This is a genomic window from Caballeronia pedi (assembly GCF_001544915.2).
Taxonomy (GTDB): domain Bacteria; phylum Pseudomonadota; class Gammaproteobacteria; order Burkholderiales; family Burkholderiaceae; genus Caballeronia; species Caballeronia pedi.
Genome location: NZ_FCOE02000012.1, coordinates 182,748 through 202,081 on the forward strand (window position 1 = coordinate 182,748; position 19,334 = coordinate 202,081).

15 protein-coding genes and 2 pseudogenes are annotated in these 19,334 nt (G+C 61.0%); 11 read left to right on the forward strand and 6 right to left on the reverse strand.

Translation table 11 applies throughout. The features are described from left to right. Window positions 1-7: 7 nt before the first annotated feature. Both AWB80_RS20005 and AWB80_RS20010 read right to left on the reverse strand, forming a co-directional pair. On the reverse strand, window positions 8-1,417 hold the full coding sequence (locus AWB80_RS20005; RefSeq protein ID WP_061176387.1) for an MFS transporter: 1,410 nt from the start codon (window positions 1,415-1,417) through the stop codon (window positions 8-10). Window positions 1,418-1,444: 27 nt separating this feature from the next. Beyond that, a complete protein-coding gene (locus AWB80_RS20010) occupies window positions 1,445-3,229 on the reverse strand; it encodes a gamma-glutamyltransferase family protein (RefSeq protein WP_061176388.1) in 1,785 nt (594 codons plus the stop codon). 182 nt (window positions 3,230-3,411) lie between these two features. Between AWB80_RS20010 and AWB80_RS20015 the strand changes: the two genes are divergently transcribed. The 7 genes from AWB80_RS20015 (at window position 3,412) to AWB80_RS20045 (ending at window position 11,055) form a co-directional block, all read left to right on the forward strand. Beyond that, entirely contained in the window at window positions 3,412-4,068 is a 657-nt protein-coding gene (locus tag AWB80_RS20015; protein WP_061176389.1) for a FadR/GntR family transcriptional regulator, read from the forward strand. Between the two features lie 455 nt (window positions 4,069-4,523). Then, window positions 4,524-5,423 carry a LysR family transcriptional regulator gene (locus tag AWB80_RS20020; protein WP_061176390.1) on the forward strand — a complete coding sequence of 300 codons (900 nt, stop codon included), beginning with the start codon at window positions 4,524-4,526 and terminating at the stop codon, window positions 5,421-5,423. A gap of 189 nt (window positions 5,424-5,612) precedes the next feature. Beyond that, window positions 5,613-6,935: an MFS transporter gene (locus AWB80_RS20025; protein ID WP_061176391.1), complete on the forward strand. Its 1,323-nt coding sequence runs from the start codon at window positions 5,613-5,615 to the stop codon at window positions 6,933-6,935. 30 nt (window positions 6,936-6,965) lie between these two features. Then, a complete protein-coding gene (locus AWB80_RS20030; protein WP_061176392.1) occupies window positions 6,966-8,006 on the forward strand; it encodes an amidohydrolase family protein in 1,041 nt (346 codons plus the stop codon). Further along, window positions 8,003-8,671: an RraA family protein gene (locus AWB80_RS20035; RefSeq protein WP_061176393.1), complete on the forward strand. Its 669-nt coding sequence runs from the start codon at window positions 8,003-8,005 to the stop codon at window positions 8,669-8,671. Before AWB80_RS20030 ends, AWB80_RS20035 begins: the two co-directional genes overlap by 4 nt. 66 nt (window positions 8,672-8,737) lie before the next feature. After that, window positions 8,738-9,130: a hypothetical protein gene (locus AWB80_RS20040; protein ID WP_061176394.1), complete on the forward strand. Its 393-nt coding sequence runs from the start codon at window positions 8,738-8,740 to the stop codon at window positions 9,128-9,130. A gap of 260 nt (window positions 9,131-9,390) precedes the next feature. Then, window positions 9,391-11,055: an alpha-amylase family protein gene (locus AWB80_RS20045; protein WP_061176395.1), complete on the forward strand. Its 1,665-nt coding sequence runs from the start codon at window positions 9,391-9,393 to the stop codon at window positions 11,053-11,055. 2 nt (window positions 11,056-11,057) lie between these two features. On the opposite strand, the gene AWB80_RS20050 is transcribed toward AWB80_RS20045, so the two are convergent. The 4 genes and pseudogenes from AWB80_RS20050 to AWB80_RS20065 form a co-directional block, all read right to left on the reverse strand. Then, entirely contained in the window at window positions 11,058-11,507 is a 450-nt protein-coding gene (locus tag AWB80_RS20050) for an RDD family protein (RefSeq protein ID WP_061176396.1), read from the reverse strand. Window positions 11,508-11,561: 54 nt separating this feature from the next. Next, on the reverse strand, window positions 11,562-11,774 hold the full coding sequence (gene tatA, locus AWB80_RS20055) for a Sec-independent protein translocase subunit TatA (protein ID WP_061176397.1): 213 nt from the start codon (window positions 11,772-11,774) through the stop codon (window positions 11,562-11,564). Between the two features lie 196 nt (window positions 11,775-11,970). Further along, a pseudogene (locus AWB80_RS20060) lies at window positions 11,971-12,699 on the reverse strand (SIR2 family NAD-dependent protein deacylase). A gap of 191 nt (window positions 12,700-12,890) precedes the next feature. Beyond that, entirely contained in the window at window positions 12,891-13,271 is a 381-nt protein-coding gene (locus tag AWB80_RS20065) for a nuclear transport factor 2 family protein (RefSeq protein WP_061176398.1), read from the reverse strand. A 512-nt stretch (window positions 13,272-13,783) separates the two neighbouring features. On the opposite strand from AWB80_RS20065, the gene AWB80_RS20070 reads away from it, so the two are divergent. From AWB80_RS20070 to AWB80_RS44950, 4 genes and pseudogenes are all read left to right on the forward strand, one after another. Continuing rightward, window positions 13,784-15,727 (forward strand): AAA family ATPase, encoded by a 1,944-nt coding sequence (locus tag AWB80_RS20070; protein WP_061176399.1) that lies wholly within the window; start codon window positions 13,784-13,786, stop codon window positions 15,725-15,727. A gap of 513 nt (window positions 15,728-16,240) precedes the next feature. Next, window positions 16,241-17,263, forward strand: coding sequence for a toll/interleukin-1 receptor domain-containing protein (locus AWB80_RS43365; protein WP_160147459.1), 1,023 nt, complete (start codon window positions 16,241-16,243; stop codon window positions 17,261-17,263). 38 nt (window positions 17,264-17,301) lie between these two features. After that, window positions 17,302-18,909 (forward strand): hypothetical protein, encoded by a 1,608-nt coding sequence (locus AWB80_RS20085; RefSeq protein WP_143328088.1) that lies wholly within the window; start codon window positions 17,302-17,304, stop codon window positions 18,907-18,909. A 246-nt stretch (window positions 18,910-19,155) separates the two neighbouring features. Beyond that, window positions 19,156-19,334: pseudogene (locus AWB80_RS44950) on the forward strand (IS30 family transposase); the annotation flags it as partial.

The following is a 19,334-nucleotide window of genomic DNA, read 5'->3' on the forward strand; positions in this document are numbered from 1 at the left end:
AAGGCGCTCAGCCGCCGAGGTTGGTGGAGGCGAGGTGCTCGCGTGCATCGCCGTCGATCGCGCCGTTGATTTCGATGTCTTCGAGCGAGCGATTGCGCGTCTCGATGCCGAGGAAGAACACGACGCACGCGCCCGCGAGCAGCACGGCGGTCGTCATCGCGAAGACGCCGAAAAAGCCGAACGACGGATACACGATGCCGACGAGAATCGGCGCGCTCACCGAGCCGATGCGCCCGAACGAGGACGACGACCCCGTGCCTGTCGTGCGGACCGCGGTCGGGAAAATTTCCGGCGTGTACGCATAGACGCCCGCGAATGCGCCGTTCATGAAGAACGACAGGCAGATTCCCGCCGCCATGATCTGCACGCCGGTATGCGAGAGCGACAGCATGATCGCCGCGATGCCGCCGAGCGTCATGTACGACGCCACCACGCCCTTGCGTCCGATCTTCTCGTTGAGCCACGCCGCCGAGAAGTAGCCCGGGATTTGCGCGCCGTAAATGGCGATGGAGAAGCCGAAGCTCTTGGTGATCGTGAGCCCTTCCTTGACGAGCAGGCTCGGAATCCATGAGAAGAACGAGTAGTACGCGAAAGCGACGGCGAACCACATCAGCCAGCTCACGGCCGTCGTGCCCGCGAGGCGCTTCGACCACAACGTCTTCACGTTGTGCCAGGCGCTGCCGCTGCTCTTTGCGGCCGGCGGAATCGCGCCCACGGCGGACAGCGGGGCGAGCGCGATGCCGCGTTGCGCGTACCACGCCTCGATGTCGTCGACGATGCTGTCTGCCTCGGCGACGCGGCCCTGGCTTTCCATCCAGCGCGCCGATTCGGGCAGCGTGCGGCGCCACCACAGCAGCATCACGACCGGCAGGGCGGTGATGACCGCGAGATAGCGCCAGCCGTCCGGAAAATTGCGCACGACGGTATAGCCGAGAATCGACGAGCTCAGATAACCGAACGACATGAAGCCCACCAATGCGCCGCAAAACATGCCGCGATAGCGGCGCGGCACGAACTCGGCGAGAAACGGCGCGATCACCACGGTTTCGGCGCCCGAACCGAAGCCCGCGACGATGCGCAACACGAAGAACGTATGCCAGTCGTTGGCGGTGGCGCTCGCAAGCGACGCGACGCAATAGATCGCGAGCGCGCTCATCATGATGCGGCGCCGGCCGATGATGTCCGCGAGCACGCCGGACAGGAACGCGCCGAAGAAATAGCCGATATACGTGCTGCTCGCGACGAGTCCGGTCTGCGCGCTCGTCAGGCTCCAAAGCTTGCTGACGACCGGAAGCAGGAACGCGAGCGACGACGAATCGAGGCCGTCGAACATATAACCGAGTCCGCCGATGATCAGCAGCTTGCGATGAAAGCCGGATAGCGGCAGCCGTTCGAGGCGGGCGGCGACAGCGGACATGATCGATGTTCTCCGATGGATTCTGCGTCAGCGCCCGATGGCGTAGGCCTGCATCTGGCGCGGCGTGGCGGCGCCGCGCATCAGGCCATGGCGAATGCCCACGGCGCACACGCGCCCGAGCGACCAGGGTTCGGCGACCGTGAGTTCATGGCCGCGCGCGCGTAGTTCATCGAGCGTGGCTTGCGGAAACGTACCTTCCGCCGACATCTTGCCGAGTTGAATGTCACGCGGATAAAACGAGCCTGGAAAGTGCGCGGTCTGGAACGAAGGCGAATCCACGGCGGCTTGCAGATTCAGGCCGAAGTGCACGTGCCGCAGCAGCAGTTGCAGCGACCATTGATCCTGCTGATCGCCGCCTGGCGTGCCGAGCGCGGCATAGGGCTTGCCGTCGCGCGTGACGAGCGTCGGCGAAAGCGTGGTGCGCGGACGGCGTCCCGGCCCGAGCGACGAGGGCAGTCCTTCTTCCATCCAGAACATCTGGCCGCGCGTGGTCACGTTGAAGCCCAACCCGGGCACCGCGGGCGATGCCTGGAGCCAGCCGCCCGACGGCGTCGCCGACACCATGTTGCCCCAGCGATCGACGACATCGAGATGTACCGTGTCGCCGCGCAACTCGGGCAGCGGCGCGAACGTGGGTTCGCCCTGACCGAAGCCGCCCGGTTGCTGGCGGCCCGCGTTGGCCAGGATTTTCGCTGCGCGCGCCTCGCTGTCGAGCAGATTGCCCGGACGGAACTCGAACGATGCACGGTGTGGATCGATTTGCTGGCGGCGTGTGTCGTTGTAGGCGTCGCTCAGAAGCGTGTCCATCGGCACGTCGGAGAAGTTCGGGTCGCCGTAGAAGACGTCGCGGTCGGCGAACGCGAGCTTCGCGCATTCGATGACCGTGTGGACGAAGTCGGGTCCCAGCGGGTCCATGCCCGCGAGATCGAAGCCCTTGAGCAAGGCGAGCTGCTGCAGGAACATCGGGCCCTGGCCCCACGGTCCCGTTTTGTGGACCATGAAGCCTTCATATTCGTAGGAGACGGCGTCTTCGTACGTCGCCTCCCAGCGCGCGAGATCGGCTGCGTCCAGCAGGCCACGGTTACGCTGGCCCGACGTATCCAGCACGTCTGTCGAGCGGAAGTACTGATCGATCGCATCCGCGACGAAACCGCGGTAGAACGCAACGCGCGCGCGTTCGCACTGCTCCGCGCGGTCGCCGCGCGTCTTCGCCTCGCGCAGAATGCGCTTGTAGGTTTCCGCGATGGCCGGATTCGCGAACAGATGGTTCGGGCGCGGCGCTTCGCCGTCGCGCAGCCATTGTTCGGCGGATGTGCGCCATTCGCGCCTGAAGAAATCCTGGATCGCGAGAATCGACGACGCCATGCGCGGCAGCACCGGATAGCCGTGCTCCGCATAGCCGATGGCATAGCTCAGCACGTCTTCAAGCGGCAACTGTCCGTAGTCGCGCAGCAACGTCATCCAGCCGCCGAATGCGCCCGGCACGACGGCGGGCAGCAGCCCGGTACCGGGCATGACCGTGAGGCCCAGGTCCTTCATGCGATCGATGGTCATGGCAGCGGGCGTGACGCCCTGGCCGCACAGTACGCGCACGCGGTCGTCCTTCGCGCTGTAGAAAACGGCGGGCAACTCGCCGCCCGGCCCGTTCAGATGCGGCTCGACGATCTGCAGCACGAAACCGGCGGCAGCGGCCGCGTCGAATGCGTTGCCGCCTTTTTCCAGGACCGACATCGCGGACGCGCTGGCCAGCCAGTGCGTCGATGCCACCATGCCGAACGTGCCGATCAGTTCGGGTCGTGTCGTAAAGCTCATTGCTGTTGCCCTCGTGGCGAACCATTCATCATTGGTTCGATTTACGTCGATGCACACGGCTTCTTGCGAAATCGAAGCGATTCCCGTAGGTTATGCCAACATAAAAAGTAAAGCAATCCGCCGCCGCTTGCGACGGCAACCTGTTAAAGTGAACCAATGCACATTGGTTCACTGAGAAGATCATGGAAGCTGCCACGCTCGACAGGCTGCTCGACTACGTCGCGCAGCACAATCTGAAGGACGGCGATGCGTTGCCGTCGGAACGCAGCCTCGCCGAGGCGCTCGGCGTGAGCCGGCGTGATCTGCGCGGGGCGCTGGCGTCGCTGGAAGCGGCGGGGCGAGTGTGGCGCGGCGTTGGGCGCGGTACGTATCTCGGCACGCGTCCGCTGAAGTTTTCGGCGTCGCTCAGCAGTCTGCGCGCGGGGTCGAGCCCGGCGGATATCGCGGAGATGCGGCTCGTACTCGAACCGGCGTTCGTCGAACTGGCGACGAGCAAGGCGAGTCCGGACGATCTCGCGGAACTGGAGAAATGCGCGCGGCGCAACGCCATGGCCAAGGACGACGACGAGTGGCAGCAGTGGGATCATCGCTTTCATTTGCTCATTGCCCAGGCCACGCGCAACCCGGCGATCATCGCGCTGATGGAGGTGGTGAACGGCATGCGCATGAAGCCGACCGCACGCGAAAAAACCGCCGATCAGGACACACGGCGGCATTTCGCGGAGCAGCATCAGGCTGTGGTGAAAGCGATGATCAAGCGCGACGGTGCGACCGCCGCCGCGCGCATGCGTGACCATCTGCTGAACGTGCAGTGGCGGATACCGTCGCATCGAGGGTGAGCGTGCGCGGCGGTGTTCGGATCGCCGGTAGTTCGTCACCTTTGAAAGTTGACATAACGCAATTTATCAACGATTAATGTGTAGGTCCCAATTAGAAATGTCGCGTTTCCGCTAAATAAAAATGTCGCATTTTGCCGTACGTTCGTGGCCAGACAAGTGTTTCAGGAGCGCGGGCCATGAGCACGACTGGGACCATTACGATTTCGATGCGCGAACGGGACAGACTGACGGTCATCGAGGCGGTAGTCTAGACGGATTTGAAGCCCGGCCGCGCGGCTGAGCGTTTGGGACACTGCGCGCTTTTCTCGATGCCCTCGTGCGGATATGCAAGCACCACAGCCCGCGTGACAGGACGCCGCCGCCGTGCCTGATCGGCGAGCGCGCTTCTCAGGACGCGCAGGACCGCGTCATCGTAGGATCTTTAAAGCTGGTCACCGTATTCCAGGAACGTCGACATGAATTTCAGATCTTTGCAGTGCTTTGTCATTCTTGCCGAGGAACTGAACTTCAGCCGGGCGGCTGAACGCCTGCATATCGCTCAACCCGCGCTGAGCCAGCAGATCCGGCTGCTGGAAGAGCGGCTCGGCACCCAGCTCGTCGATCGTGCGCGGCGGCCGCTGCGGCTCACTGAAGCGGGCCAATATCTCTGCACCGAAGCGCGCCAGATTCTCGGCTCGTGGGAACAGGCGAGCATGGGCGCGCAGGAAATCGGCGTCGGGCGGCGCGGCTGGCTGTCGATCGGCTTCACGCGCTCCGCGATGTACAGCATCCTGCCGCCCGCGCTGAAGGCATTTCATCATGCGTACCCGGAAGTCGAACTGAAGCTCTTCGAGATGTTGACCGAAGAGCAGACCGATGCGTTGCGCGACATGCGCATTCACGTAGGCATCGGACGGCAGCCTCTCTCGATCGCCGGCTGCACGTCGTATCCGCTGCTGCGTGAGCATATCGTGGCCGTGCTCTCGCCGGATCATCCGCTGGCGGGAAAAAAGAAGGTGCGCGTCGCCGAGCTCGAAGACACACCGGTCATTCTTTATCCGAAGCATCAGAACGCGCAGTTCAAGCGCACCGTGCAATCCCTGTATCGCGATGCGGGTGTGACGCCGTTCGTCGCGCATCAGGCCTACGAAATCCAGACCGCGATCGCGCTCGTCGCGGCGGGACTCGGCGTGACCTTCGTCGGCGAGTCGGTGGCACGGCACGGACGCGCGGATGTCGTGTTCCGCCCGCTCACGGGCCCGGGCGCGTCCCAATGGTCGACGCTCGCCGCCACCTTCCGCACCGACGACGACTCGGCTCATCTGCGCGCCTTTCTCGGCTGCCTTCCCCCGCCGCTCCTCGACGCCGCACTATAAGCAAAGCCTTATAGAAGCATAAGGAACGCGTCTTGGACGCGCGCTGCCACGCTTCTTATCATCGGTTTTCCTGCTCCGAATCCGGCACGCTGCATGCGCGAACGGATGTGACCAGGCGGGCGGCGAAGGCCGTTTGTAAAGCAGAGCCGCAGAGCTCTAGCGATCCGACGAAAAGTACGTGGAGACGGCATGACGCCATTCAACGAAGCGACAACCATGCGAAAGGTTTACGGGCGGCTCATGCCCCTGCTCTTCGCGATGATGTTTTTCAATTACCTCGACCGCATCAACATCGGCTTTGCGGCGCTCGACATGAACAAGGCTCTGGGCTTTTCGCCCGCCGTGTTCGGCTTCGCGGGCAGCATCTTCTTCGTGGGCTACATGGTGCTCGAAGTGCCGAGCAATCTGCTGCTGCATCGGGTGGGCGCGCGCCGCTGGATCGCGCGGATTCTGCTCACGTGGGGCGCGGTTGCGGCCGCGACTGCTTTCGTTTTCGACGACAAGAGCTTCTACGTGCTGCGCTTTCTGCTCGGCGTGATGGAAGCGGGCTTCCTGCCGGGCGTCGCGGTGTATCTGACAAAGTGGTTCCCGGAACGCTACCGGGCGCGCGCGGTGGGCGGCTACATCATCGCGGGATCGTTTTCGGCGGTGCTCGGCGGGCCGATCTCCACGGCGCTGATGACTTACGCCAATGGCATTCTCGGCCTGCAAGGATGGCAATGGATGTTCATCCTCGAAGGCGTTCCGGCGATGCTGCTCGGCCTGCTCACGCTACGCATCATGACCGAGCGTCCCGCCGACGCCGACTGGCTCGCCGACGACGAAAAGCAATGGCTCGAAACGACGCTCGCGGCCGAACGCGAAGCCGTCGGCGGCAACACGCACTATCCGCTTCTGCGCGTGGCGGGCGACATCCGCGTGTGGAGTCTCGCGTGCCTGTTCGGCTGCGCGCTGGTCGGCATCTACGGGCTGTTTTTGTGGCTGCCGCAGATCGTCAAGAGTCTCGGCCATCTGAGCAATATCGAAGTGGGCTTTCTTTCGGCCGCGCCGCCGCTGTTGGGCGTGCTGGGCACATTCATCATCAGCCGCAGCTCGGATCGCACCGGCGACCGCAAGAAGCATCTGGCCTTCGTCTACGGCATGAGCGCCGTGGCGATTGCGGGCAGCGCCTATGCGCCGAATCCGGTCATCGCCTATGCGCTCTTGTGCGTGACCGGTCTCTTCATCTACGCGGGCAATCCGCTGTTCTGGAGCCTCGCTTCGTCGTTCAGGACTGGAGCTGCGGGCGCGGCGACCATCGCGCTCATCAATACGATCGCGCAGTTCGGCGGACTGGTCGGGCCGTGGAGCATCGGCCTGGTGCGCAACGCGACCGGCAATTTCAAGCTCGCGCTGCTGACCATCGCCGCGTTTCTCGTCGTCGCGACCGTGATCGCGCTCGTGATGCGCGTGAAACCCGCCGACGATGACGACGCTTCGCTGCCCGCGGCGAATCCCGCCACGCGTACCTGAACCCCGCATACAACGATACGGAACTCACGCATGATCATCGATTGTCACGGTCACTACACGACCTCGCCGCCGCAGCACGAAGCATGGCGCACGCAGCAGATCGCGGCGCTCAAGGATGGCGTTTCGCCGCCGCCCCGCCCCGCCATTTCCGACGACGAGATTCGCGCCAGCATCGAAGACGGCCAGTTGCGCATCCAGCGCGAGCGTGGCACCGACCTCACGATCTTCTCGCCGCGCGCCGCCGGCATGGGCCATCATCTCGCGGCGGCCGAGGCCAACGCGGTCTGGTCGGAAGCATGCAACGACCTCGTGCATCGCGTCATCGGTCTCTTTCCGCGCAACTTCGTGGGCGTCTGCCAGTTGCCGCAGGCGCCGGGCGTCGCGCCTGCGAACTGCATCGCCGAATTGCGGCGCTGCGTGGAGGAGCTGGGCTTCATCGGCTGCAATCTGAATCCGGATCCGTCGGGCGGCCACTGGTCCGGGCTGCCGCTCACCGACCGCTCGTGGTATCCGCTCTACGAAGCGATGGTCGAGCTCGACGTGCCCGCGATGATCCACGTGTCGTCGTCGTGCAATCCGAACTTCCATGCGACCGGCGCGCATTACATCAATGGCGACACGTCGGCGTTCATGCAGTTGCTGCAGGGCGACCTGTTCGCCGACTTCCCCACGCTCAAGTTCATCATTCCGCACGGCGGCGGCGCAGTGCCGTATCACTGGGGACGTTATCGCGGACTCGCACAGGACATGAAGCGACCGCTGCTCAGCGAGCATCTGCTGAACAATGTCTTTTTCGATACCTGCGTCTATCACCAGCCGGGCGCGGAACTGCTCGCTAAGGTGATTCCGGCGAAGAACATCCTGTTCGCGTCGGAGACGATCGGCGCGGTACAGGGCATCGATCCCGAAACGGGTCAATACTTCGACGACACGCGCCGCTATATCGACGCCATCGACTGGCTCGGCGACACGGACCGCGAACTCATTTTCGAGGGCAACGCGCGTGCGGTGTACGGGCGCCTGTCCACGCAACTCGAACGACAACGATCCACTGAAGGAGCGGCGACATGAACTCAATCGGATGGCGCGAAAACGAATCGGCGGCGCAGGCGAGGCCCGCGACGCTCGCCGCATTGCGCGAACTCGCGGTATCGCTGTTGAGCGACAACATGGCGCGCGTGAGCGGCACGACCGGCTTGCGTCCGTTTCATCGGCCGAAGCCGATGGCGGGCACCGCGGTCACGGTGCGCACGCGCGGCGGCGACAACCTCGCAATTCATCGTGCGTTCGACTTCTGCCGTCCGGGCGACGTGCTCGTGATTGACGGCGCGGGCGAACTCACGCAGGCGCTGATGGGCGACATCATGGCGAGCTACGCCGAAAGCCTCGGCGTGCAGGGGCTCGTGATCGACGGCGCAATCCGCGACGTGGGCGCGCTGAGTCAGCGCCATTTTCCCGTGTATGCGCGGGGCGTCACGCATCGCGGGCCATACAAGAACGGACCGGGCGAGATCAACGTGCCGGTGACGGTCGGCGGCATGGTGGTGCATCCGGGCGACATCGTCGTCGGCGACGAGGATGGCGTGCTCGCCATCGCGCCCTCCGATGTCGACGCGGTGATCGAAGGCGCGCGCAAAACCGCGGCGAAGGAAGCGGCGGCCCTGCAATCGATCGCAGAAGGACGCTTCGACCGCTCGTGGGTCGCCGTGCAGCGCGAGCGCATGATGAACGGCTGACGCCTTGCCGAACCGTGGCGGGCGCGCGCATGATGGCGCGTTCGCGTTTTTCGACCCCAACCCGCCATGCCCGACCATCTGAACGCAGCAACCCTTCTGGACCTTGCACGCCGCGCGGAAGCCCGCGCGCCCGGTCCGTGCGCCTGCACGAAAACGCCGCTCGACGGCTGGCAATCCCAGCCGCTTTCCCTCGATGAAACCCGCTTCCGCGAGATCGGCACGCTGATGCCGGAAGACGATCCGGAACCGACCTTCGCCGAATATCTGCCCGGGAAGGTCAACTACTGGTCCACGGAAGCGCCCATCGCGCCGCGTTATTTCCCGTACAACCGCTGCGGCGTGTGGGAATGCTCGTCGTGCGGGCGTCTCTATCTGCGCTACACCGAAGGCGGCGGCTATTTCGTCGATCGAAGGATCCGCGCGTTGCGATGGACCTTGATCGAGGACGTCTCACTCTGAGCGGCGACAGTGCTAGCAGAGAGGACCCGACGATGCCGACACGAATCTGCGAAGGCTGCCGGAACACTTCTTGCGCAGCACAGATCGGCGTCGCACATCGGACCGATCGAATCGAATGAAGAAAGTCGAAGATCGCATTCTGCACGAACGATCCACCGATGTTCTGCCGCGAAGAAACAATAAGCAATGCTGGGGCGAACCGTTCGGTTCGCCCGTCTGATCCAAGGAAGCCTTCGTAAGCCGGACTTCATTCAACACCTATGGTCAACGACCTCTGGTACAAAAACGCGATCATCTACTGCCTGTCCGTCGGCACGTTCATGGACGCGAACGGCGATGGTGTCGGTGACTTCCGAGGCCTGCTGCGGCGGCTCGACTATCTACAGGGACTCGGCATCACCACGATCTGGCTGATGCCCTTCCAACCGTCGCCCGGCCGCGACAATGGCTACGACATCACCGACTACTACAACGTTGATCCGCGCTACGGCTCGCTCGGCGACTTCACGGAGTTCACGCACGCGTGCCATCAGCGCGGCCTGCGCGTGATGATCGATCTCGTAGTGAATCACACGTCGGACCAGCATCCGTGGTTCCGGGAAGCGCGGCGCGATCCCGAATCGAAATATCGTGACTGGTATGTCTGGTCGAAGAAGCGGCCGGCCCACGCGAAGGACGGAGTGGTCTTTCCCGGCGTGCAAAAATCGACATGGACCTACGACAAGGAAGCGTCCATGTGGTACTTCCATCGCTTCTACGAGTTCCAGCCCGACCTGAACACGGCCAGCCCCTTCGTTCAGGCCGAGTTGCTCAAGATCATGGGCTTCTGGATCCAGCTCGGCGTCTCGGGCTTCCGCATGGACGCCGTGCCTTTTGTCATCGCCACCAAGGGCGCGCAGGTGAAAAGACCGGTCGAGCAATACGACATGCTGCGCACGTTTCGCGAGTTCCTGCAATGGCGCAAGGGCGACGCGATCATTCTCGCGGAGGCGAACGTACTGCCCGACACCGACATGAAGTACTTCGGCGACGCCGGCGAACGATTGCAGATGATGTTCAACTTCCAGGTCAATCAGAACACGTTCTATGCACTCGCGAGCGCGGACGTTGCCCCTCTCAAGAATGCGCTAGAGGCGACGAAGTGGCGCGCCGCAACGGCGCAATGGGGCGTATTCCTGAGAAATCACGACGAACTCGACCTCGGCCGGCTTTCGCCGAAGCAGCGTGAAACCGTGTTTGCGGCGTTCGGCCCCGACCCCGCCATGCAGCTCTACAATCGCGGCATCCGCCGCCGCCTTGCGCCGATGCTCGATGGCGACCGTCGTCGGCTGGAGCTTGCGTACAGCCTGATGCTGACACTGCCGGGAACGCCCGTCGTGCGTTACGGCGACGAAATCGGCATGGGCGACGATCTGCGCCTGCCCGAGCGCGAAAGCGTGCGCACGCCGATGCAATGGTCCACCGAGCCGCATGCTGGCTTCACGAAGCATGATCGCCCTGTCTGTCCGGTGATCTCTGGCGGACCGTACGGCTTCGAACGCGTGAATGTCGCGAGCCAGCGCCGCGACCCGAACTCGCTGTTGAACTGGATCGAGCGAATGATCCGCATGCGCAAGGAGGTGCCTGAGATAAGCTGGGGCGATTTCGCAATTCTGAAGGCGTCGCGCGATGACGTGCTCGCATTGCGTTACCACTGGCGCAACAACTCGGTGGTCTGCGTGCACAACTTCAGCGCGGCGGCGTGCACTGTGAAGTTCCGGGTCGGCTCAAAAGTCGGCGAAAACGACGTACTCGTGAACCTGCTCTCCGACGACCACAGCCAGGGCAACGCGAAGGGGCAGCACACGGTTGTGCTTGAGCCTTACGGCTATCGATGGTTCCGGGTAGGCGGTCTCGACTACCTCCTGAAGCGCAGCGAAGTGTGACGCTAGGGCGATTTTCGCAGTCGCGTCGCGGTTACTTCTTCACCGACGACGACAGTGTTTGCAATTCGGTCATGAAGGGCTTGCTTGCGCGGATTGAATGGTACCCAGAGAAAGCCCGCTCCACACAGGGTGAACGTGAGCACGTAGCCCACCGTGCGCAAGACGGCTTGCCTGCGGGTCATGGGCTCGTGACTGTCAGCGTCTACAATCCGCAATCGCATCACGCGCTTTCCCGGTGACGTGCCCCACACGACCCATAAAACACCGGTTATGAGTAGTGGAATGCATTGGGCCACGATCAGCCACAGGACAAAAGTCGCCGCGAGCGCATCAGGCGACAGTGGGATTTCTTCGGAAGAAGGCCCTAACGGGATGAACAGAAGAATAACCGTCCACCAGATCGAGTCGATGAACAACGCGCGGGCGCGCTCGGAAGACGTGGCGAGGCGCATGCCTCGAGCGCCGGCGTGAAATCGTCTCACCGGTAGTGCGGACCTCTTGCGTGTTTACCGTGCAGTGACATCCTTGGCTCGGACATCGATGGTCGCCGGGATCGACGTTATCGTGGAGTCCGACGTCGCGGCATCGCCCATGCCTTCCTTGAAACCCTTGACGGCACCGCCCAAGTCGGAACCGACACTACGCAACTTCTTGGTGCCGAAAACAAGCGCAACGATCGCCAAAACGATAAGCCAATGCCCAATGCTGAGACTTCCCATATCACTCACCCTTAACAGAGAAAAACGCTGAAAACGCGCGGAATACGCAATATTTACTGCACCATCCGCTCTATCCGCCCTGCATTCTGTCATAAAAATCAATGGCTTATGTGACCCTCTTTCGTATCAGGGCGTAGCAGGCGGCGGGCGAACATGCAATTTTTACCTCAAGGCGAGTGCGGAGAGAGCCCGCAGGCTACTCCATAAGACTCGCAATTTGTTCCTCGAGGTGCTGTAGCCCGGTTGTCGCAGGCTGCGCCTTTACGACGCCGAACATCTCGCTTCGGTTTGGCGACGGGTCTACGAGGAAGTTTCTCGGATGCTCGTTTTGTCGGTCCCAAGGGAGCATTGCCTCGGGGGGAACGACCTCGAAAGCGCTCCCGATGGCGAGAAATAGATCGCATGCGCGCATCTCTGCCCGGATTCGATGAAGATTGAGATAGGCAGGGGCCGCCTCTCCGAAGAACACGACTCCCGGTTTGACGCCTTCGTGGTTTCCGCAAATCGGGCAGGCAGCAGCAGGGTCGAAATACAGCTCTTCCTTCGGAAACGCGAGGTCGCACGCGGTGCACAACAACGAGTTCAAATCGCCGTGGAGGTGGATGACGGAGGTGGCGCCGGCTTTTTCGAGCAGGTCATCGACGTTCTGAGTCAGCAACTGGACGCGCTAGGCGCCCCACTTGTTCTGCCACTTGGCGAGCAGCCTGTGCGCGGCATTCGGCTCGGCACCGTGCTTCTCGCGAATGCGGTCGTTGTAGAACTGGAAGACGGCCTGACGGTTCTTGCGCCATGTGCGGATATTGCAGACCTCGTCGACACTGTTGCGAGTCCAGATACCGTCCCCCGTACGGAACGTCGATAGACCACTTTCGGCGGACAATCCCGCGCCTGAGAAGACGTAAAGCTTGGGCGTGCTGCTATCCATTTCTCGAGCTCTGCGCCTTGCGCGATTCCATCTGTTTCGTTGGGGCGTTCGCCCTTAAAGCCTCGCTCGCTCCGCATCCAATTGACTGCAAAATTCGCGTCGATTGGAAGGCAGCATTTAAAGGCTCGCGACCTATTCAGCCGCAAGTCTACCAAGATCCGATAGCGACCAGCGGTCGCGCCACATTTGATTCAGCCGTGCGCAGCCGTATCAAAAAATTCGAGCCATCTGCTCACCCGACCGTCCTCGACTGTGAAGATGTGAACCCATTCTGTCTCGAACGGTCTGCCCGTTGCCCTAATGACAGCGGCGACGAAGCCGATGACGACAATACGATCCCCAGCATCAATGAATTCGCGGGGCTCGAATCGAGTTATTTCTTCTGCATTGAGCAGGTCCTCGAAAAAGCGTTGAACCTCCTCGCGCGTTCGACAGCAGGTCGCGTAAGGCAGGCTCGACGGTCCGACGACTCGCCAGTCAACTACGTCAGGAATCAAAGCCAACACGCCAGCCACATCGCCACAGGCAAAGGCGGAATACGCTTTCTTCACCACGTCTATCGCATTGGGCATGTGAACCTCCGAGCGGCTGTCTCATGATTGAAGTGAGGCAACCTGGACTTGACGTCGACGTTTTGCCCCTCGGAATCATAGAAGCTACCAAAGCGCGATTCACGCTGCACTGCGACGTGAGTCTCATCGATCCCGAACGCGGACTTTCCCTGACGAGACGTTCGCGAAGTACACCGTACTTATGCCAGCCGATCCGGCGCGGCACCTCGCCAATCGTTCTCACCGCCGCAGGAAAACGTGGTCCCTTCATGTATCAGCCACGCCCGGCCAGACGACACGTCGAGCGGGAAGCCGGATAAGCCACGACAACTCCCGAATCACGCGCCGCGCCGTCCTAAAGCGGTCACGCGCACGGACGCGAATGTTCAGCCCGTTCAACATTCGTAGCCTGCGCTCCCGCGTTGCCGCCGTAAAAAACGCGCGCAAACATGACACGCGCAAGAGTCGGAGCATGAGAGGCAAGTCTGCGCATCAGAGGGACGCACACGTATGCGATACGAGGAAGAACCCACATGAAACCGGGAAAAAATGGACTGTGGACTCGGCCGCGTGGCCGACGGCGACTGCTTATCTACGTCGTCGCGTTTGTCGCCGTACTGATCGCGATCGTTTCAGGTGTGCTGCGGCACCGCACGGCGGACCAGCATCACGATCCGCTTCCAGCGACGAGCATCGTTTATCAGATGCGGCAGGATCCGTCGCCATGGGCACGCACCGAGAACGACGCCTCGCGCATGCTCACAGATATCCGCGAGAAGCGCGTGGCCGCGATCGGCGTGACGCTCGACGCCATCCTCGTGTCGACAAAAAGCGGCCTGCGGTACTTCGTCAGCGACCGGTTCGCGGTGTTCTCGCAGTCGTTGCTGCTCAATGCAATCAAGGGCGAAAGCGCGCCGGACTACCAGATCGCGTGGCTTCCGAATGTGTCCATCGGCGCACAGGCGGGCGTAGGCCCGCTGCTCGCCTTCTTGCGTGATTCGGTCGTCATGCTGGTGTACGTGCTGATGCTGGCTCTTATGCTCTGGTACGTACGCCGCGAAATGAAGGGTGACGCCACGCTGATCACCGCGCCACCCAACACGAGTTTCGACGACGTGATCGGCGCGGTCGAGGCCAAGGCCGCGCTTCAGGACATCAAGGCCTATCTGCGCGATCCAAAGTCGTTCAAGAAGCTGGGCATCCGTCCGCCATGTGGCGTGCTGATGACCGGCGGTCCGGGGGTCGGCAAAACGCGGCTTGCGCAGGCGCTGGCGGGTGAGTGCGGCGCGAGTTTCATCGCGATCACGGGGAGCTTTTTCAGCGCGAAGTACTACGGCGTCGGCATTCAGAAGGTCAAGCATCTGTTCAAGACGGCGCGCAAGCATGGCCCGGTGGTGATCTTCATCGATGAAGCCGACGGGCTCGCCGCACGCACCAGCGGCGCGTCCGGTTCCGCCGACGCCGAAAGCAACCGGATCATCAATCAACTGCTCGCGGAGATGGACGGCTTCGAGAAGAACGAAGGTGTGATTCTCGTGGCCGCGACCAACTTCCCCGAGAATCTCGACGAAGCGCTCCGCCGTCCGGGCCGCTTCGATCGCATCGTGCCGGTGCGTCTGCCAGGCGTATTGGATCGCGTGAAGATTTTCGAGTATTACCTTGGCAAGCTGCCGTCGTGTTCGACGGATATCGACTGCAATCAACTGGCGCGGCTGACGGTCGGTTTGTCACCCGCGTCACTGTCGATGATAGTCAACCAGGCCGGATTGATCGCGCGCAAGCAAGGCGCGGGCATGGTGTGCGCGGAGCATCTGCGCGAGGCGGTCAAAGTCGCGCGCATTGGCGACGTGAGTAGTGCGGAGAAGGCGCTCGACGCGGACGAAGTGCGTCGCGTCGGCGTACATGAAGCGGGGCACGGCATCGTCGCTGCGCTGCTGGGTGCCGGTGTACTGGAGGAATTGACGGTGCTGCCGCGCGGCGGAGCATTGGGCATGGCGCTCATCACGAAGCCGCAGGATAAACACCTGTATCGCCGCAGCGAGCTGGAAAAAGAACTGATGGTGCTGCTCGGCGGGCGCAATGCGGAGTTGCTGGTGTTCGGCGAGGCATCGAGCGGCGCGGCGCAAGACTTGCAGGAAGCATCGCGCATCAGTCTGGAGATGGTGTCGCGGCTCGGCTTCGGCCGCGAAGGCAATCTGTTCAGTCTCGCCGCGCTACCGCGCGAGAGCGCCGCACTGCAACTCGAAGGTGCGATCGAACAGGCCAACGCGCTATTGAACGAGATGAACGAGCGTTGCTTCGACCTGCTCGCGCGAAACGAATCGATTCTATGCGATGTCACTCTCGCGCTGACGAGGACCGAGACGGTGCCTGGGGCATATGTCTATGATCTCATCCGCGAGAGCGGAGTCACGCAGTCGTCCGAGTTGGAAGCGGTGTATTTCAGTGCCGCGGCCAGTCCGGAAGCACACGGGTGAGCCTGGCTCTCAGTGGCGCGACTCGGTCGACTTGCCCGCACGATGCTGTCCGTAGATTTTCTTGAGTAGGGCGGCCGCTCCCACGGCAGGACGTCCTGCTCGCCGAACAGCAGGCCGTGGCCGAGCGCTGCCGGCAAGCCATGGGCACGAATCGGCCTTGGCAGCCGTTCAGCTACCGATGCTCATCAGGCGGCCGCACGGCGCTATGGGCCGTTCGCCCGAGCGCGAATTGCCACTTCATATAGTGGGGTGGCCCTTCGCGCGGTATGCCCGGCCGCAACGCAGCGACCTTCAAACAGATTCACGAGACGTTGCCGAGTCGACAAGACAACGGCGGCTTCAAAGACACATGGCGTCCCTCTAACATCACGTTACGGACGATTTGTTCACTACCGACAAGCATCTACCCTGCAACGAGTCTGCCGAAGAATGGCGTGCGGCTTTGCCAACCCTGAAGTCAATTAGACTTCTGCTACGATTGTTGACCTAAAGAACGAATTTGGGGAAAGCACGGTGGCTCGTCCAGTATTTTTCTCTGTAGGCGGAACTCGCGATCGCAAACTCGCTGAAGCAACGAAGGCTCTTTTGCCGGATAACTTGGTCTATCTTTACACCCGAACAGGGGAAGAGGGCGTTTCCATCCGCAGGGAAATCGACGCTGAAATCCAAGGTTGCCTGCTGTTCGTCGTTTTTTGGTCCGATGATTATCTTGCGAGCGAGTATGCGACGTCGGAACTGGCTCAATTCCGCAAATCCGCCGAAGCTTATTCGGGTCGAGAGATACTGGTCGTGCCGACTACTCGGCGGTCACCAAACCCTCAGCACAAGTGGAAAAATCCAATAAGCGGGCTTACTGAGTTTGCGTTAGGGCGTTGGCGTTTGGATAGGACATTAGACCGTGCACCTGATAGCCAAAAGATTGCAGAGCATGTGCGCAGACGTATGGAGCAAGTCCAAATTGGTGCCGATGTTCTGGTACCTAGGCCAAGCGTGCAGCAACACCTAAAGGGCGCGCTCGGCGCGGCTCAGTATCGTTCAAAGGAATTTCTCCTTATCGCCGGGTTTGAGGGCGACGGCCGCAGGACGGCAATCGTGCAGTATATGGATTCATCCTCTCGCCATTTAACGCGAAAAAATATCACCTTCGACAGCTTCGAGAATCCTGACGATTTGCTGCCACGACTTCTTGAGGTCTGTGGCATTTCGTTAATCGACGCGAACCGCGTGTTGGACGACGTGAGGGCTGACCGTACGTCGGCCATAAAGGAACTGCGGCGTCTGATTCATGGCATGAGAGAGTCCAAGAACTACTTGGTCGTAACAATGGACCGCTTTTCAGGGGTGGATGTTACAGTTGGCCTCCCGTCCTGGGTCGCAGACGTGTTCGCGGGTTTCCGCGACGGCAATGCTCCATTAGTGTTTTTCGTAACGTCGGCCCCTATTCATAATGCCGACATAGAACACTATCCCCATGCGGGATATATCCGCATACCAGGGCTGGATGAACAGGAGATGAAAGAGCTTGTGTTTCGTTAGGGGCGGTCGATCCAAATCCGAACCGCTGGAACGAAGATGTGCGCAACGTGGTTGAGCGGGTCTCGGGTAGTAGCCCCGCGCTTTGCCAGTTGATTATGAGGCGAGCCGCTTTTGAGCCGACGTTGGATTTCCTTGAGGAAATGGCGAGGCAAGAAGAGGAACGCTTCGCTGCGAACATGACAGCACTCCTCGGCCACATCATCAAGGGGTACCAAGGTAGCGAGGTGGATTTGTTGGCTCTGCGCGTGATCGAAAAATTGGGCGTAGCAAGCAAAGCGGCACTAGACGACATTCTTCCTAGCACTGTGTGGGGACAGTATGACCTCTTTGGTATGCTGCGTCTTGGAATCGTCGAGCGGCTTGCGGACGACCTACTGCGTATTCCACCTCTGCTTCAACGCCGACTGGGATACGTACTACTTAACACGGAAATCGATCCAAAGGTCGACACGTTGATCGCTGAATTTGGTCGAAATATTGTGGTGGTCCACGACCACTACGGGCCAATTTATTTCTCGAACAAGGCGGCCGCTGCGGTACGCAGCGGCGACGTAGACAACGAAACACTGACGAGGTATGTGACCCTGTCAATGTTGTTCAGAGTTGGGCTGGATCGGTACACCGAAGAAGACTATGACAGAGCCTATTCGGTGTTGTCGCGAGCGATGGATAGACTTGATCAGCAGTCTTCCATCGAACCTGCGGCGGCAGTTGAAATCACTCGCTATTTTGGCCTCGCGGCGGCACGCGTGGGGATGGCCACGCAAGTCCAGCGAGCATGTGCTTTCCTTGAAGGGGCCCGGTTCGTCGGCAACAAGGCCAAACAAGGGCAAGCAATGGCGGCGTTCCTGCGCGGGTTTGAACTTCGTATCAAGGGCGATTACGAAAAAGCGCTTGGGCATTTCCAAGATGCGGATCATCTGCTGAAAGGTGCAAAAGGGGCTGATCGCCAACATGGCGCGATTTTGACAGAGATATCACGCACCCTGCTACGCGTGCGCCCGCCTAAATACGATGAATCAGTGCGCGCAGCGGAGCGAGCTTATGCGGCCAAAGATGCCGCTCATAACCTGAGTGGGCTGATTAAAGCGCGGATCGAACGTCTTTCAAGTGGACGATTTACGCAGGAGCCGGTCTTTGTGCAGGAAGTAGAAGAAATCCGCGCGCTTATTCGTCAGCTCGGAGCAATCTCGAGACGGGTCAGCAGTGAATTCGACTTGGTTCGCGAAGCTGAGTTGGAAGTTGTGCTGATCTTGGAACGCACGATGAAATCGAGAGAGGAAATCGATTTCGCGCGGCCTATTGAGCTACTGGAGCAGGCTCTTCGCGTGCGATTGAGGGCTAGGACGCAGGCATATTGCTGGAAGCTTAAAGTCCTAAATCGGAAGAAGGACCAAACCCAAGAAGTCTGGCGCGAAACAGCACAAGTCTTGGCGGTCGAAGGCAAATCGACGAAAAGGTGGGTTGATGCGCAAAAGCTGAACATTATGGCGATCGGCCGCACCGATGCAGGGCGCGCGCAAACCCTGCTTCGTAATGCGACAGCGATAAATCAGTGGTCTCGAAGTTTCATTACCGACTACCTAAACAAAAAGGGAGAGATTTCTCTAAGCAAGGACCTGGCCATCTCAATTGACCGATTATAAAACTGCAATCAACAGCGATTTCAGGAGGCGATGTCGCCCGATTGGCTGCCGGCCCATTGAGGGTCGTCCACCGTGGGTTCGACACGGCCGTCTTTCATTGATAACGATTGCGACACAATGTTATCCGTCGCATTCGCTGACTCAGCCTCCTGGCTATGAGCAACCGGCGAACGTCTCGTGTCAGTGGCGGATTCGACCGATCGATGCAACACAATGATTGCTGCATGAGCAGCGGGAGTGTTGCAGATGAAGTACAGAACGCGGATCTATTACAGCGAGAGTCAGAAGGGGTTGATGTGGGAGCGCTGGCGTGCTGGTGAGTCGTTGCAGCACATCGCCGAGCTTTTCAATCGCAATCATTCGTCGGTAGAAGGAATTCTGGCGCAAACTGGAGGAATCCAGCCTGCGCCGCGGCGACGATCGAG